This window comes from Paracoccus maritimus (assembly GCF_025195095.1).
Classification (GTDB): Bacteria; Pseudomonadota; Alphaproteobacteria; order Rhodobacterales; family Rhodobacteraceae; genus Paracoccus; species Paracoccus maritimus.
Genome location: NZ_JANAVZ010000003.1, coordinates 166225 through 181840 on the forward strand (window position 1 = coordinate 166225; position 15616 = coordinate 181840).

At 66.2% G+C, this 15616-nt stretch carries 13 protein-coding genes and 1 tRNA gene; 4 read left to right on the forward strand and 10 right to left on the reverse strand.

Going from position 1 to position 15616, the window contains the following annotated elements:
* Positions 1-54 precede the first annotated feature (54 nt).
* The 3 genes from MU516_RS06525 to MU516_RS06535 all read right to left on the reverse strand — a co-directional run bounded on the left by MU516_RS06525 (position 55) and on the right by MU516_RS06535 (position 2335).
* Positions 55-339 (reverse strand): hypothetical protein, encoded by a 285-nt coding sequence (locus MU516_RS06525; protein ID WP_260276415.1) that lies wholly within the window; start codon positions 337-339, stop codon positions 55-57.
* Positions 340-509: 170 nt separating this feature from the next.
* Complete coding sequence (gene glnA / locus MU516_RS06530) at positions 510-1916, reverse strand: type I glutamate--ammonia ligase (protein WP_260276416.1); 1407 nt, start codon at positions 1914-1916, stop codon at positions 510-512.
* 80 nt (positions 1917-1996) lie between these two features.
* On the reverse strand, positions 1997-2335 hold the full coding sequence (locus MU516_RS06535; protein WP_209057021.1) for a P-II family nitrogen regulator: 339 nt from the start codon (positions 2333-2335) through the stop codon (positions 1997-1999).
* 155 nt (positions 2336-2490) lie between these two features.
* On the opposite strand from MU516_RS06535, the gene MU516_RS06540 reads away from it, so the two are divergent.
* The 4 genes from MU516_RS06540 to MU516_RS06555 all read left to right on the forward strand — a co-directional run bounded on the left by MU516_RS06540 (position 2491) and on the right by MU516_RS06555 (position 6448).
* Positions 2491-4128 carry an NAD(P)H-hydrate dehydratase gene (locus MU516_RS06540; RefSeq protein ID WP_260276417.1) on the forward strand — a complete coding sequence of 546 codons (1638 nt, stop codon included), beginning with the start codon at positions 2491-2493 and terminating at the stop codon, positions 4126-4128.
* Positions 4129-5031: 903 nt separating this feature from the next.
* Positions 5032-5116, forward strand: a tRNA-Leu gene (locus MU516_RS06545).
* A 221-nt stretch (positions 5117-5337) separates the two neighbouring features.
* On the forward strand, positions 5338-6093 hold the full coding sequence (locus tag MU516_RS06550; protein WP_260276418.1) for a sulfite exporter TauE/SafE family protein: 756 nt from the start codon (positions 5338-5340) through the stop codon (positions 6091-6093).
* Positions 6094-6097: 4 nt separating this feature from the next.
* A complete protein-coding gene (locus tag MU516_RS06555) occupies positions 6098-6448 on the forward strand; it encodes a RidA family protein (protein WP_260276419.1) in 351 nt (116 codons plus the stop codon).
* Here the strand turns inward: MU516_RS06555 and lpxB are convergent.
* From lpxB to MU516_RS06590, 7 genes are all read right to left on the reverse strand, one after another.
* Positions 6426-7586, reverse strand: a complete 1161-nt coding sequence (gene lpxB, locus MU516_RS06560; RefSeq protein WP_260276420.1) for a lipid-A-disaccharide synthase — start codon at positions 7584-7586, stop codon at positions 6426-6428. The two genes, MU516_RS06555 and lpxB, sit on opposite strands and share 23 nt — an antisense overlap.
* Positions 7587-7671: 85 nt before the next feature.
* A complete protein-coding gene (locus tag MU516_RS06565; protein ID WP_260276421.1) occupies positions 7672-8469 on the reverse strand; it encodes an LpxI family protein in 798 nt (265 codons plus the stop codon).
* Entirely contained in the window at positions 8466-9254 is a 789-nt protein-coding gene (lpxA, locus tag MU516_RS06570; RefSeq protein ID WP_260276422.1) for an acyl-ACP--UDP-N-acetylglucosamine O-acyltransferase, read from the reverse strand. The genes MU516_RS06565 and lpxA overlap by 4 nt, the downstream gene beginning before the upstream one ends.
* Positions 9254-9733 (reverse strand): 3-hydroxyacyl-ACP dehydratase FabZ, encoded by a 480-nt coding sequence (fabZ, locus tag MU516_RS06575; RefSeq protein ID WP_260276423.1) that lies wholly within the window; start codon positions 9731-9733, stop codon positions 9254-9256. The genes lpxA and fabZ overlap by 1 nt, the downstream gene beginning before the upstream one ends.
* 59 nt (positions 9734-9792) lie before the next feature.
* Positions 9793-11979: a hypothetical protein gene (locus MU516_RS06580; RefSeq protein WP_260276424.1), complete on the reverse strand. Its 2187-nt coding sequence runs from the start codon at positions 11977-11979 to the stop codon at positions 9793-9795.
* On the reverse strand, positions 11976-14726 hold the full coding sequence (locus tag MU516_RS06585; RefSeq protein ID WP_260276425.1) for a DUF4159 domain-containing protein: 2751 nt from the start codon (positions 14724-14726) through the stop codon (positions 11976-11978). The genes MU516_RS06580 and MU516_RS06585 overlap by 4 nt, the downstream gene beginning before the upstream one ends.
* Complete coding sequence (locus tag MU516_RS06590) at positions 14726-15613, reverse strand: DUF58 domain-containing protein (protein ID WP_425606824.1); 888 nt, start codon at positions 15611-15613, stop codon at positions 14726-14728. The genes MU516_RS06585 and MU516_RS06590 overlap by 1 nt, the downstream gene beginning before the upstream one ends.
* Positions 15614-15616: the final 3 nt, after the last annotated feature.

The window sequence follows — 15616 nt, forward strand, 5'->3', positions numbered from 1 at the left end:
GGGCGCGCGCAGGCAGTGCTGCGCGCGCCTCCGGGAACATGCATTGGCCGGATCCTACCGATCACCACGGCTCGGCGGGTCGATCCGGTCGCTGGAGGGGAAGACGGTGATCGAGATCACGTCATCGGCCTTCAGTCCCAGCCGCGCAAGTTCCGCGCGGGTGTGGATAGTGCCCGCAGTCACGGATTTCTTCTCGTTGTCATGCATCACGGATTTATAGGTATCGGGACGCTCGTTCTGTGGGGCATAGGCGGCGGCGGGCAAGGCGGCGGCCAGCGTCAGCGCAAGCGCGGTCAGTGTCGAAAACTTCGAGATCATGGTCGTATCCTCTTGTTTCATAATCAGACCTTCAAGCGGTCCTGATTGCGGATACGGATCGGACACAGCGTTCGTTACAGAAATCGCGGCGTCGTGATAAGCTGCGAGGTTTTCGTGTCAGCAGTCGCATCGACGTGAAAAGGGCGCCTCGCGGCGCCCTTTCCACTTTGTGGATCCTGTCCCTAGAAGGATCAGCAGCTGTAATACATCTGGTATTCGACCGGATGGGGGGTGTGTTCGTACGCGTACACTTCTTCCCATTTCAGAGCCATGTATCCTTCCAGCTGGTCGCGGGTGAACACGTCACCGGCCAGCAGGAAGTCCATGTCCTTTTCCAGCTCTTCCAGCGCTTCGCGCAGGCTGCCGCAGACGGTCGGGATCTCGGCCAGTTCCTCGGGCGGCAGATCGTAAAGATCCTTGTCCGAAGCCGAACCCGGATCGATCTTGTTCTTGATGCCATCAAGGCCGGCCATCAGCAGGGCGGCAAAGCACAGATAGGGGTTCGCCGAGGGATCGGGGAAGCGGGCTTCCACACGCTTGGCCTTGGGGCTTTCGGTCCACGGAATGCGGACGCAGCCCGACCGGTTGCGGGCCGAATAGGCACGCAGCACCGGCGCCTCGAAGCCCGGGATCAGCCGCTTGTAGCTGTTGGTCGAGGGGTTCGTCAGGGCGTTCAGCGCCTTGGCATGCTTGAGGATGCCGCCGATGAAGTACAGCGCCTCCTGCGACAGGTCGGCATATTTGTCGCCTGCGAACAGCGGCTTGCCGTCCTTCCAGATCGACATGTTGACGTGCATCCCCGACCCGTTGTCGCCCTTCATGGGCTTGGGCATGAACGTGACCGACTTGCCATAGGCAGCGGCAACGTTGTGGATGACGTATTTGTATTTCTGCAGGTTGTCGGCCTGTTCGGTCAGCGACCCGAAGATCAGCCCCAGCTCGTGCTGCGCGCTGGCAACCTCGTGGTGGTGCTTGTCGACCTTCATGCCCATCCGCTTCATCGTGGACAGCATTTCGCCACGGATGTCCTGACCGGCGTCGATCGGGTTGACCGGGAAATACCCGCCCTTGTGACCGGCGCGGTGGGCCTGGTTGCCCATCTCGTATTCGGTGTCGGTGTTCCAGGCGGCATCGACCGCGTCGATCTGGAAGGCGACCTTCTGCGGCGTGACCGAATAGCGCACGTCGTCGAAAATGAAGAACTCGGCTTCGGGACCGAAATAGGCCGCGTCGCCGACACCCGAGGATTTCAGATAAGCCTCGGCCTTGACGGCGGTGCCACGAGGATCGCGGCTATAGGCTTCTCCGGTGTCAGGTTCGACCACGTTGCAATGCACGCAGATCGTCTTCTCGGCGTAGAACGGATCAATATAGGCCGACGACGGGTCGGGGATCAGCTTCATGTCGGACTGATCGATCGACTTCCAGCCCGCGATCGAGCTGCCGTCGAACATGAACCCTTCCTCGAAGAAGTCCTCGTCGACCAGATCCACGTCCAGTGTCACATGCTGAAGCTTGCCCTTGGGATCGGTGAAGCGGACATCGACATAGGCGACCTCCTCTTCCTGCATCAGCTTCAAGACGTCCTTGATTTCCATCTCTTCCCTTTCTCCGTAAATGCTGCCCGGCTGCCATGGCTGCCGGGCGCGGAAGTTCGTAATTTCCGGGCAAGCGCCCGTTACAGCGCGTCGTCGCCGGTTTCGCCGGTGCGAATGCGGATCGACTGCTCGACGGGCGACACGAAGATCTTGCCGTCGCCGATCTTCTCGGTTCGGGCGGCGCCCACGATCGCGTCAATGGCCGCCTCGACCTGATCATCTGGCAGAACCATCTCGATCTTCACCTTGGGCAGGAAATCGACGACATATTCGGCGCCGCGATACAGTTCTGTATGTCCCTTCTGACGACCGAAACCCTTGACCTCGGTGACGGACAACCCCTGCACGCCCACTTCCTGCAGTGCTTCCTTCACATCGTCCAGCTTGAACGGCTTGATGATCGCCTCGATCTTTTTCATCGCAATTGATCCTTCCTCGCGGCTTGCCTGAAGACTGATTGGCGGGTTTCATGGGCGGGGTAAATGAAGCACGGCGAGGTTCGTGCAGCCAAGCCGTTCTGCCGGAAGGTTATGCACAAATTTTGCGCTTGTCGCCCAATTAATAGGCATTTGTCATGCTGTTCGGCACGGAAATTCTGACGACCGCCCAAATGCGCGCCATCGAATCCGACGCCATGGCCAGCGGTGGGGTCAGCGGCGTTCAGTTGATGCAGCGCGCCGGCGCTGCCGTGGCGGGCCAGATTCGGCTGCGCTGGCCCAAACCCGGACGCGTCACCGTGCTGTGCGGACCGGGCAACAACGGTGGCGACGGCTATGTGATCGCACGGCTGCTGGCACGCACGGACTGGCAGGTCCGCGTGCTGGGGATGGACAATGAACCCGGCCCCGATGCGGCGGAGATGAAGCGGTGCTGGCAAAAGGCGGGTCCGATCCTGCCGCTGACCCGCGCCGAACTGCGGCGCAACGAAGCCGACATCTATGTCGATGCGATCTTCGGCACCGGGCTGACCCGGCCGCCCGTAGGCGAGATCGCGGAAGTTCTGGACTACCTGGGCGGATCGGACGGGGACGACGGCCATGTCCGTCAACGCCTGGTGACCGTGGACTGTCCAAGCGGGCTATGCATGGACAGCGGCGCTTTCCTTGGCAAGCCGCGGCAGCCAAGCGCAGACGATCTTCACGCAAGACTGACGATCACCTTCGACAGCCCCAAACCGGGCCACCTTCTGGAACGCGGCCCGGCCTGCTGCGGCGAACTGGTCGTGGCCGATATCGGCCTGCATGACTGGCGCGTCCGGGCGTCCGGGCCAGAACAGGATCATCGGACAGCACATCTGACGGCGATCTGGCCCAGGTTCCGCGTTCCGGATGCCCGGCGCCCTGCAGCGGCGCAGGGCATATGGGCCGAGTGGTTGGAGAAGCGCGAAGGCAGCGGCGGGCACAAGTTCAGCCATGGCCACGCGATGGTCCTTGCAGGTCCGCCCGGACATGGCGGCGCGGCCCGGTTGGCGGCTCGGGCGGCTCTGCGGGTGGGTGCAGGTCTGGTGACGATCTGCCCGCCCGGTGCAGCGATGATCGAACATGCCGGTCCGCCCGATGCGCTGATGCGGCGCGCCGTGGACGACGCCACGGCGCTGAGTGACCTGTTGCAGGATCAGCGGATCGGCGCGCTGTGCATTGGTCCGGGATGCGGCGTCGAACGTGCCAGGGAACTGCTGCCACCGCTGCTGGATTCGGGCCGGGCCTGCGTGCTGGACGCCGACGCCCTGACCGCCCTCGCCGCGATGGGTTGGAACGGGCTGCATGATCGCTGCGTGCTGACGCCCCATGGGGGCGAGTTCTCGCGCCTGTTCCCGGATCTTGCCGAACGACTTGCAGCGCGCCCGGACCACGGCCCGGCCTTGTCAAAACTGGACGCGACCCGCGAAGCGGCCAGGCGCAGCGGCGCTGTCGTTCTGCTGAAAGGACCGGATACGGTGATCGCCGCACCACCGCGCCGCGACAAACCGAACGCAACTGGCCATGCCGTCATCCATTCGGCCTTCGACATTCCCTGGCTTGCAACAGCGGGGGCAGGTGACGTTCTGGCAGGGATCATTGCCGGGCTGCTGGCACGCGGCCTGACGCCGCTAACGGCGGCCAGCCTTGGTTCTTTTCTGCACGGTGCAACGGCGCGTGGTATCGGGCCCGGCCTGATCGCGGACGATCTGCCTGACCGGATACCGGGCGCGTTTCTGGATCTGGTGCCTTAGCAACCCCCTGGCACCGGATCGCGATCCTGCCGACAGCGGGCCGCGCAATTCACATGCCGCCCAGTTCAGGTGACAGAAGCCGACCTGCCCGGTGAGACATCCTGGGGAACCTCCATCGGCAGAAGCGTTTCACATTTTTTGCGCGGGTACCCATGCGCTGAGCAGAACCCGGGCGTCGTCTGCTTGTAGGCACGCCCGGGTTCCCATGCTGCTGCTTGGCAGTGCACCAGCTTGGCGCAATTGCGCATACATAATCTAACCAGCAGGATGCAGTTTGTGCAAGTCTGCATCCTTTGCCAGCGGCGAAATGCGTTAATTCGGGCGGCGATCGTTCAGCAACCAGGTCCATGCCAACCCCGATCGCGCCCCGTGCCACACCCCATCAATCTCGGGATATCGCGCGGTAATTGAGTGCGAAATTTGCAAAGGACCGCGGACAGATCCTTGCCGCAAGCGGCTGAAGGGAATTCTGGTGACCGATTTTGCAGCGTGGCGCGCCGACGAGGCCGTTGCGACACCCAAAACTGCAGAAGCAAGCTCGCGGGCACTTCGCCTTCAGGTTTAGAAATGCGCTCGGTTTCAAGCGACTGGGTGTAGCGAGATCGTACCGTTGCCATCTTTCAGTGAGACGCCCGGCAAGAAGCGGCCGAATCTTTGTCTAAATGTACAGGCTGACAGCCGCGCCGGACTAAGACATAACGCACCTAACGACCGGGCGGCGTGTGTTGCGTTTTACGAGTATTGCCGCCCGGTTGTTTGATTTCTGCGCCCTCATTGATGTCCGGTCTGGTCCGATCATCCCTCTTTTGGGCGCGTTTGATTGTGAATTTTTCCCCTCGCGTGCCGATTTCAGTTCTGGTATTGCGCCGTAGTTCAATCGCCTTCAGGCAGTTGACGACATATGCGGGTGTGGCGAAATTGGCAGACGCACCAGATTTAGGTTCTGGCGCCGCAAGGCGTGGGGGTTCAAGTCCCTCCACCCGCACCATTTTCCCTCAGAAGGTTGACCAGACAGGCGCGGCGCGTTCTGGACGTCGCCGGTCGAATTGCGCTAGATGATCGTGAATTGGCGATCAGCGCCACAGACCTTTCTGGCGCGGACCCGTATCGACATGAACTTCACCGAATCGCGGCCAGGGCCATTCCAGACCCGTTGCGGAATGACGATACGACACGGGCATCCGACCCCCGCTGTTCCGAGAGGCCAAGATGGCTGAGTTGGCCTTGCTGTTTCTGGCCGGTATCATAGGGGGCGTGCTGAACGCCGTCGCGGGCGGCGGGACGTTCATCACGTTTCCGGCGCTGGTCTTCACCGGAATTCCGCCGGTCGCCGCGAACGCAACGGCGACGGTCGCGGCATTGCCGGGATATCTGGCGGCGACGGTCGGGTTTCGCCGCGACATCGCCCGGATGTCCGGCGCGCCGATGCTGAAGCTGACGGCGTGGACGATGATCGGGGGCGCCGCTGGCTGCGGCTTGCTGCTGATCAGTTCCAATGAGGCATTCTCGGCGCTGGTGCCGTTCCTGCTGCTGCTGGCCACGATCGTCTTCTACTGGGCCGATACCGTGCGCCGCATTGCCGCACGCTGGCGATCGGTGGTCACGCCGTTCGGGCTGGGCGTCCTGCTGCCGATGTCGATCTATGGCGGCTATTTCAACGGCGGGCTGGGGATCGTCATGCTGGCGGTGTTCGCGATGTGGGGCATGACCGACCTGCATCAGATGAACGGGCTGAAAAGTTGGCTGTCCTTTGCGCTGTCCGTCATTGCATTTGTGGTCTTCGCGATCGGTGGCAAGATCGCCTGGGGCCCCGCGGCCATCATGTCGGCGGGCACGATCATCGGCGGATATGCCGGCGCACCGGTGGCACGGCGCATCCCGCGACCTGCCCTGAGATTGTTGATCGCAGCGGTCGGTTTCGGCATGACTGCGATTTTCTTCTGGCGTCTTTTCAAAGGAGTATGACGACATGACCGACATCAAACGCATCGAAAGTGGCCAGCGCATGAGCCAGGCGGTTATCGCGGGTGGCATGGTCTGGCTGGCAGGCCAGGTGGGCGAACCCGGCAAATCGGCCGAGGACCAGACCCGCGCGATCCTGTCGCAGATCGACACGCTGCTGAAGAAAGCCGGGACCGACAAGACCAGGATCGTCTCGGCGCAGATCTGGGTGGCCGACATGGCCGCCGATTTCGCAGCGATGAACAAGGTCTGGGACGCCTGGGTCGCGCCGGGTCACGCGCCCGCCCGCGCCACCGGCGAGGCAAAGCTGGCGACGCCCGATTACAAGGTCGAGATCATCGTGACCGCGGTGCTGTAACCGCCCCCAGGACCGAGCGCGCCGCGCGCAGACCCGGCGCCTCACCTCCCTTGCCAAGGCGGTCCATCGTCAGATCCATCGCGTCCAGCTGCGCCTTGCGCGTCGCCATGTCCTCCAGCACATCCTGAAGTGCGTGCGAAAGCGGGCCGGGCTGGCAGGCGCTGCCCAGGAATTCAGGCACAGCCCGTGTGTCGCTGACCAGATTGACCAGCGTGACCGTGTCGGTTCGCAGCAGCATTTTCAGGACCAGGCGGCTCAGCGGTGCCATGTCATAGCCGATCACCATCGGAATCCGGTTCGCCGCCAGTTCAAGACTGACCGTGCCCGACGCGGCAAGCGCCAGGTCGGCCGCCGCGAAGGCCGCGATCTTTTCGTCGGGTTCTTCGACCACGATGGGCGATGTCGGCCAGCGGCGGGCCATGTCGCGCACCATCGCGGCGACGCCCGGCACGGTCGGCAGCACGACCCGGATCTCGGGCACGCGGTCGCGTAGGCGCATCAGCGCCTCGTCGAACCGCCCGGCCAGCCGCTGGACCTCGGAATTGCGCGATCCGGGCAGGCACAGAACCACCGGTGCATCGGGCGCGATGCCATGCGCGGCGCGGAAAAGCCCCGCTTGATCCGGGCCGCCGATCTCGGCCGTGGCGACCGGGTGGCCGACGAAATCGCAGCTCATTCCCGCTGCCTGCATGTAGGGTGGCTCGAACGGCAGGATCGCCAGCACATGGTCGATCACCTGCGCCATCTTCAGCGCGCGGCCCGGCCGCCACGCCCAGACCGACGGCGCGACATAGTGGATGGTGCAAAGATCGGGATTTATTGCGCGCGCGGCGCGGGCCACCCGCAGACAGAAATCCGGGCTGTCGATGGTGATCAGCGCGTCCGGCGCCGCGTCAGTGACAGCCTGCGCGGTCTGGGCGATGCGACGTTTCAGATGCCGGTATTTCGGCAGAACCTCCCAGATCCCCATCAGGCTCAGCTCGTCCATCGGGAACAGGCTTTCCATGCCCTGAGCCTGCATCAACGGTCCGCCGACGCCACAGAACCGTGCCTCGGGCAGCAAGATCTTCAGCCCGGCCATCAGGGCCGCGCCCAGTTGGTCGCCCGAAACCTCGCCCGCGATCAGGAAGAACTTCATGCGTGCTTTCCGGTTGCTGCGTTGCGTTCTGGGTATTTGAGCAAAGAAGAAGACGCCAGCTTTTCTTCGCTGCAAGGATATCCGCTCAGGCGCGTGCCCAAAGAAACAGCCCGGCCGCATCGGCGCGTCGCAGGGCCTCGTCGCGATCCAGAAGGATGACGCCGCCGGCCTGCCAGACGATGCCCGCAAGGCCGGCCGCGGCCGCCTGGGTGACCGTGTCCGGCCCGATCGTGGGCAGATCGACCCGGCGATCCTGCTCGGGCTTGGGCGCCTTGTAGAAGACCCCTCTTGCGCCGTTCGGATTGGGACGCAGCCCGGCATGGGCAGCGGCGAATTCCAGCATCGCGGCAGTGCCCGGAAGCGTCTCGATGGCAAGGCACAGGCCTTGTGCCACCACCGCGCCCTGCCCGATATCGAACGGGCCAAGGCCCGTCAGGATCGCGGCGGCGCGGTCGGCGTCGCGCCGGTCGGCATCGGACACAGTTCCCGCCAGCACGCCTTCGGATGGGATCAGGTCGGGGATCACCTCGTCGACGCCGCAAATCGTCAGGTCGTTTTCCTCGAAGACCTTCAGGACTTCGCGCAGCGCGGCATCATCGCCCGACTGCATCGCGCCGAGGATGCGCGGGACAAGCTGCGCGGTGCGCGGATCGAATGCCTCGGGGTCCAGCCGGGGGCGGCGGATCGCGCCCGCAAAGACCACCCGTTCGACACCGGCCTCGATCAGGCTGTCCAGAAACGGGACCAGCCGTTCCAGTCGGAATGGTGTCGCCGCGACATCCGGGGCGAAACCGTCCAGCGCATAGACCAGCGGATCATCCAGCGCCGCGATCACGGCCGGGGCCAGCCGGCCTTGACCGGCGATGACGGCGACGCGGCTCATGCGGGCCTCGGGGCAAGGAAGGATCTGTCCGAGGGTCCAAGGATGAAATCCAGCACATCGCGCTCCATCCCGGTCACCTCGGTCCCTGAGCGTGCGCGCGCGGTGTCACGGAACGATCCCTGCCCAAGCGCGGCAAGCAGATCGCGCAGCGCAATGATCTCGGCACGGCTGGCACCCCTGCGTTTCAGTCCGACCAGATTCAGCCCGTCCAGATGACCGCGCGGTCCCTGCACAAGCCCGTAAGGGATTACATCTGCCGTCACCATCGTCACCGCGCCGATCATCGCGCCGCGCCCGATGCGGACCCACTGGTGAACACCCGAGAGCCCGCCGATGATCACGTCATCTTCAAGATGGCAGTGTCCTGCGACCGAGGCATTGTTGACCAGGATCACGCCGTTGCCGATCCGGCAGTCATGCGCGACATGGCTGCCCGCCATGAACAGACCGTCATCGCCGATCACGGTCACTCCGCCGCCGCCCTCGGTGCCAGGATTGATGGTGACGTATTCGCGGATCCGGTTGCGCGCGCCGATCTGCAGCCGCACATGTTCGCCGCGAAACTTCAGATCCTGGGGAACCTCGCCGATCGAGGCAAATGGGAAGATCGTCGTTTCGCCACCGATCGAGGTGTCGCCGGTGACGACGACATGCGATTTCAGCTCTACCCCGTCATCCAGCCGCACCTGCGGGCCGACCACGCAGAACGGTCCGATCCGGACCCCGGCGCCCAGTTGCGCCCCGTCCTCGATCACGGCAGTCGGATGAATATGGGTCTCAGCCATCAGCCATCGGCCTTCAGGGCCATCATCGCGGTGAATTCGGCCGACGCGCAAAGCTGGCCGTCAACCAGCGCACGCCCCTCGAATTTCCAGATCCTGCCGCCGCCGCGCAGCGCCTTGCAGTGCAGTTCCAGGACATCGCCGGGCACCACCATGCGGCGGAACTTGCACTTGTCGATGCCCATGAAATAGGTCGCAAGCGGCTGGTCGATGATGTTCATGCTGATGCCCACCACCACCGCGGACGTCTGCGCCATGGCTTCGATGATGGTGACTCCGGGCATCACCGGCTCGTCCGGGAAATGACCCTGGAAATGCGGCTCGTTGCAGGTAACGTTCTTGATGCCGACGCCGCCTTCATGCGGGACGATGTCGCGGACCCTGTCGATGAACAGGAACGGATAGCGATGAGGAATGATCCGCTTGATCAGCGACAGATCGGCCTCGGTATGGGGGGCGGGGGTGCGCGGTGCGTCAGCCATTTGCGATCCTTCGGCGATTTCTGTCGGGTTAGCAACGCGGCCACGGCTTGGCAAGCTTCTCAGCCGCGCCCGCCCGCGCCCGCGGCATCGTTCGGCAGGCCGCCGCCGCCCGGGCTGCCGCGCCCCGCGCGCCCCTCGGACAGCCATCCCGCAACGATCAGCCCCGCGATCAACAGCAGCCAGGCCCAGCCCGGCAGGATGGGCCGCCGTTGCAGCCCGGTGACCGTCGCCGCCTCGCGCGGGGTGATCGCGATCCAGTCGCGCGCCACGCCACGGCCATGCGCGCTGCGGCCAGGCGCGACGGTGCGCAGGTCTGGGACGCCGTCGGACAAACGAACCACGCCGCCATCGGTCTTCTGGACCAGCGGCGACAGCGTATCGGCGCTGGCGACCGTCTGTTCGAATTCGCGCGGCGCCGCCGGACCCAAGGCAAGCACCCGGCGCAAATCGCCGTCCTGCAGGTGATACAGCCCCGGCTGGGGCGCGGTCCAATCGGCGACAAAACGGCCGGGACCGGCTTCGGTCAGAGGCAGTTCCTCGGTCTCTCCGTCGGGGCGGGTGATGGTCAGCGGCCCGGCGCTGTCCTGCATGGTGCGCCGGGTAAAGCGGACATCCATCCCGCCCGAGACATCGGCCAGCAGGGCCTCTTCCTCAAGCTCGGGTTCCTTCATCGACCAGTGCGCGATGCGGCGCAGCATCTCCAGTTGCGGCCCGCCGCCCTCGAAGCCCCGGCCCCACAGCCAGACCTGATCCGAGGTCAGCATCGCCACGCGCCCTTCGCCCTCGCGCCTGAGGATCAGAAGCGGCTTGTCCTCGGCCCCTGTCATGGCGACCTGTGCCTGCGGGTCAGGTTCGACCTCGGCCATGCGCAGCCAGCGTCCCCACCCATCGCCCCCGTCGCTCGCGCTGCCGTCATCGCCATCGGGCGCCCCCGGCAGACCGGCGGTGACGGGATGACGGCGACCGTCCTCGGTCAGCTCTGGCGTGAAGGGCTGGTCGATGATCCGTCCCGTGGGACGCGCCGGCAGGACCGAACCCAGCGGCGACAGGTTCAGGCTTTCGACGCTGGCCATTTCGGGACCGGCGGCGACCAGGATCGCGCCGCCGTCGCGAACATAGCGGGTGATGTTCTGGAAATAATCCGGCGGCAGGATGCCGCGGACGCGGTAACGGTCGAAGATGATCAGATCGAAATCATCGATCCGCTGCAGGAACAACTCTCGCGTCGGAAAGGCGATCAACGACAATTCGTTCACCGGCACGCCGTCGGACTTGTCGGGCGGGCGCAGGATGGTGAAGTGGATCAGATCGACCGCCGCATCGGATTTCAGCAGGTTGCGCCAAGTGCGCTCGCCGGCATGCGGTTCTCCGGACACCAGCAGCACGCGCAGCCGGTCGCGCACACCGTTGATGCTGATGGCGGCGCTGTTGTTGCGGTCGGTCAACTCGGCATCGCCTTGCGCCGGGTCGGGCGCCTCGAAGCCGATCTGCACGACATTCTGCCCGGCATGGGTCAGCGTCAGCGGCAGGGTCAGGGACTGGCCGACGGGCACTGCGAAAGACAGTTCCTCCTCGCCATCGACGCTGACGCGAAGATTGGCCGAACGGCCTTGCAAGCCTGCCGGGACATCGCCCTGATCCTCGATCCGCAGGCGGACGGACACTTCCTGATCGATCAGACCGAAGGCCGGGGCTTCCTCGATCACCAGACGGCGATCCCAGTCCTGTTCGCGTCCGGTCAGCAGGACATGGAACGGCGCGGGCATGTCCTGGGGCAGAATGGCCGGATCATGGATCTGGCCGTCGGTGACAGCGATCACTCCGGCCAGCCGCGCGTCGGGTTCCGCCGCGACGGCGCGGGTGATGGCGGTCCCCAGCAGCGTGCCGTCGGGATCGTCGCCGACGGTCACGCGCCGCAATTCCGTATCGGGCAGCGCGGCGATTTGGCGGGACAGCCCGTCGATGGCGGCATCCGTCTGATCGCCGCGTTCCGGCAGATCCTGGCTGGCCGAGCGGTCGTCCACAAGGATCACGATGTCGCTCAGGCCCGTACGGCTGCCGATTTCCAGCGCGGGTCCGGCCAGCGCCAGCCCCGCGGCCAGCCCCGCCAACCCGCGCCACGCCCATCCCCGCAAGCCGCGCCACAACGCGAACCCCGCGACCAGCAGCGCTAGGCCGGCCAGGACGGCGACCACCCACCATGGCAGGATCGGATCGAAACGCAGCGCGGTCGCATCGCCGATCATGGGCCAAGCTCCTCTTCCACGCGCAGGCGATCCAGCAATGCCGGCACATGGACCTGATCGGATTTGTAGTTGCCCGTCAGCACATACATCATCAGGTTGATGCCAAAGCGATAGGCCATCTCGCGCTGCTGTTCGCCCTCCCATCCCCGGCCGATCGGAAATGTCGGAAAACCGTTGTCATCGACGGCCCAGGCCTCGGCCCAACTGTTCGCGCCGATCACGACCGGGCTGACCCCATCGTTCAGCTGCCGGAACGGCACACCCTCGGCGGCCTCGGCACCGGCGGGCGGGGCCTCGACCCAGACAGGGTTGCCCTTCCAGCGGCCGGGGAAATCCCCCAGCAGATAGAAGCTGCGTGTCAGGACGTGATCTTCAGGCACCGGCGCCAGGGGCGGGATCTCCAGCGGCGCGGCAAGGCTGCGCAGCGCCTCGGACATGTCGGGTCCGCCGACGCCCGCCACATCGCCGTCGCGCGTGTCGAACAGGATCATGCCGCCGGAACGCAGGAAATGGTTCAGACGCAGATAGGCCTGGGGCGAAGGCGGCGACTGGTCGGCAGTAACCGGCCAGTAGAGAAAGGTCAGCACAGACAGTTCGTCGCGGTCCAGATCGATCGCCACCGGTTCGCCGGGTTCGACCGATGTGCGCTGGCGCAGCGACAGGGACAGGCCGCGCAACCCCTCGTAAGAGGTCTGGTCCACCTCGTCGTCGCCCGTCTCGACATAGGCCAGCGCGACCTCGTCGGCGGCGCGCATCAGTTCGGGTTTCAGATCCTGGGCATCCGCCCGCGTGCCGGTCATGCCGAAGGTCGCCACCAGCAACATCGCGGCGACGCGCCCGCCCCGCGCCAGGGCCGCCGATCCCAGCGCATCCAGCGCAAGGATCAGCGCGGCGGCGGCGATCAGCAGACCCTTCAGATCGCGGCCCGCCGTCTGCGCCGCGCTTTCCACGGTGGCGCCGGGCCATGTGGCCAAGGCAAGCGGTCCGGCCGCGTTCAACGCGACGCGCCGGTCGCCGGCGGCATAGATGCCAGCAGGCCGACCGACGCCCGGCCCCTGCGCAAGGTCGGTCGCCGGAACCGGGGCCAACCCTTCCGCGGGCGCCGCGCGCCCAAAACCGTCCAGCACCATTTCAGGCGTCCAGAAGGGTTGGTCGCGGTCGTCGGCAGCTTCGTCGGCGGGCGAGACGCGCGCCGTCGCGATCAGCCTGTCCAGCATCTCGACGAACAGGCCGGACAGCGGCAGGCTGGACCATTCGGCATTGGCGGTGACGTGGAACAGCACCACCTGCCCCTGCCCCAGCCGGTCGCGCGTGACCAGAGGCGTATTGTCGGACAAGGCGGCGATCGTCCTGTCGGTCAGGTCGGGCGCGGGTTGTGCCATCAATTGCGCGCGGACCGCGACATCGTCGGGCGCGCGCAGCCCCGCGAAGACGCCATCGCCGGCAAAGGGCGCCAGCCCGCGCGGATCGCCCCAACTCAGCGCGCCGCCGATGTCGCGCCCGCCCTGGCGCAGCATCACCGGCAGCAGCGGCTCGTCGATCAGCCGGTCGAACGCGGCCATGCGCGGCCCCGCGAAGCGGATCAGCAGACCGCCCTCATTCACCCATTCGGCCAACTCGCCGACCTCGGCCATCTCGACCTGATCGGCGACGATGATGACATCGGGGGCGGTGCTCAGGACATCGCCCAAGCCCCCTTCGACCAGGTCGGTCGTCGGTGCCAGCGCCCGGCGCAGATAATACAGCTGCGACAGAAGCTGTTGCCCTTCGGCCTGCCGGTCGGCGTCGCCGACCAGCCCGACCTTGCGACGCTTGACCCGATCATCGGCCAGCACGACCGCGCCCGCATGGGTTTCGCCCTCGATCTGGAAGCGGGTGACGCGGTTGCGCAGTTCGGGCGGCAGGTCGATGGCGACCGGACGGGTCAGGATGCCGCTGTCGGAAACGCCCTCGCCGGGCACCAGCCGCGCCAGTTCGCGTTCGATCCCCTGCGGATCGGGTCCGATGGCCAGAATGCCCGGCGCCCCATCGTCGGTCGCCGTCAGCGTCAATGACGGCGTGTCACCGTCATGCAGGCTCAGCACCCGAAGCGCACGCTGCGGTGGCACGACCGTGACCGGTCCGCGTGCGGACAACGCCGACAGCCAGCCCGTGCGGTTCGGATGATCCAGCCCGTCCGCCAGCCAAAGGGCCGACAGGCGGCCTTCGGGGATCTCGGCCAGCGCGGCCTGCGGGTCTTCGGGCAACGTGGTAGGCCACGACACCGGCTGCGCGGCACGAAGCCCGGCCAGCAGCGTATCTGCCGGGGCAAAGCGCAGCGGGCCGGGATCGGCCTGACCGTCGGCCAGCAGCAGCGCGGCTGGACGACCCTGCGCCGCAGCCTCGGTCAGGGCGCGTTCCGCGCGGGTCTGACGGGCGGCCCAGTCGGGCGCGGCCGACCAGCCCGCATCCATGACGACCAACAGCGGGCCGCTGGCCGGCCCCTGCACGACCGGCTTCCAGACCGGCCCCGCGAAGGCCAGGATCAGCGCCGCGATTGCCAACAGACGCAGCAGCAGCAACCACCAAGGCGTGCGCCGCGCCTCGGGTCGCTTGTCGGTCAGACCCAGCAACAGGGCGACCCCGGGAAACGCCACACGACGCGGCGACGGCGGCATCGCCCGCAGGATCAGCCACAGGATCGGCAGGGCGATCAAAGCGGTCAGCACCCAGGGGGCCGCGAAACCAAGGGGACCCAGAACCAGCATCAGCCCCCCAGAACCCGGTACAGCCAGCCAAGCGCGACCGCCGGGGCGTGATCGGTGCTGTGATGGCCGAAATGCCAGCCCGCGCCGTCGGCCTGTGCACGCAGCCAGTCGCGGCGTTCGGCAAGCCGCGTCAGATAGGCCTGACGCAGCCCGGCGGCATCGCGGCTGTCATGCCGCACCCGGCCCGACAGCGACCGAAACACGACCGCGCCGGAATAGGGAAAATTCTCTTCGTCCGGGTCCAGCACCTGCATCAGGACGCCGCGCACACCCAACGCCCCCGCCCGCGCCAGCAGCGCCTGAACCCATGCGGGATCGGTCAGGAAATCCGACAGGATCACCAGCCGCCGGTTCGGGCGCAGCAGATCGGGGGTGGGCGCATCGCTGTCATCGGCCGCCGTGGCCGCCATCGCGAAGGCCTCGGCGATGCGATCGGCCTGCACGCGGCCCGCCCGTGCCGGCTGACCCAGCAAGCCGACCTTTTCACCGCCCCGCAGCAAGACCATCGCCAGCGCCAGCGCCAGCACCTGCGCCCGGTGCCCCTTGGTCGGCCTGTCCGCGCCGCCGCCATATCCCATGCCCTGCCCGGCCGAGACCCACAGTCCGATCGATTGCGCGGTCTGTGCCTCGCGGTCGCGCACGTACTGCGCGTCGGACCGGGCCGAGCGGCGCCAGTCAATGCTGCGCGCGGTATCGCCTGGATGCGCGGGACGATATTGCCAGAAATCCTCGCCCGGTCCGGCCCGGCGCAGCCCGTGCGCGCCGGGTGCGACCATCGCGGCCAGCCGTTCGGCCGACAGGATCAGACCGGGCAGATGGGCGCTGGCCGCGTCCGCGCGGGCGCGAAGTTCGGCGGGACTGAGTGCGGCGGGATTGGGCGTCAAGATCGC

Bases quoted from the DNA above. Each gene is read 5' to 3' on its own strand.
- MU516_RS06525 (WP_260276415.1), bottom strand. From the start codon at position 339: ATGAAACAAGAGGATACGACCATGATCTCGAAGTTTTCGACACTGACC.
- glnA (WP_260276416.1), bottom strand. From the start codon at position 1,916: ATGGAAATCAAGGACGTCTTGAAGCTGATGCAGGAAGAGGAGGTCGCC.
- MU516_RS06535 (WP_209057021.1), bottom strand. From the start codon at position 2,335: ATGAAAAAGATCGAGGCGATCATCAAGCCGTTCAAGCTGGACGATGTG.
- MU516_RS06540 (WP_260276417.1), top strand. From the start codon at position 2,491: ATGCTGTTCGGCACGGAAATTCTGACGACCGCCCAAATGCGCGCCATC.
- MU516_RS06550 (WP_260276418.1), top strand. From the start codon at position 5,338: ATGGCTGAGTTGGCCTTGCTGTTTCTGGCCGGTATCATAGGGGGCGTG.
- MU516_RS06555 (WP_260276419.1), top strand. From the start codon at position 6,098: ATGACCGACATCAAACGCATCGAAAGTGGCCAGCGCATGAGCCAGGCG.
- lpxB (WP_260276420.1), bottom strand. From the start codon at position 7,586: ATGAAGTTCTTCCTGATCGCGGGCGAGGTTTCGGGCGACCAACTGGGC.
- MU516_RS06565 (WP_260276421.1), bottom strand. From the start codon at position 8,469: ATGAGCCGCGTCGCCGTCATCGCCGGTCAAGGCCGGCTGGCCCCGGCC.
- lpxA (WP_260276422.1), bottom strand. From the start codon at position 9,254: ATGGCTGAGACCCATATTCATCCGACTGCCGTGATCGAGGACGGGGCG.
- fabZ (WP_260276423.1), bottom strand. From the start codon at position 9,733: ATGGCTGACGCACCGCGCACCCCCGCCCCCCATACCGAGGCCGATCTG.
- MU516_RS06580 (WP_260276424.1), bottom strand. From the start codon at position 11,979: ATGATCGGCGATGCGACCGCGCTGCGTTTCGATCCGATCCTGCCATGG.
- MU516_RS06585 (WP_260276425.1), bottom strand. From the start codon at position 14,726: ATGCTGGTTCTGGGTCCCCTTGGTTTCGCGGCCCCCTGGGTGCTGACC.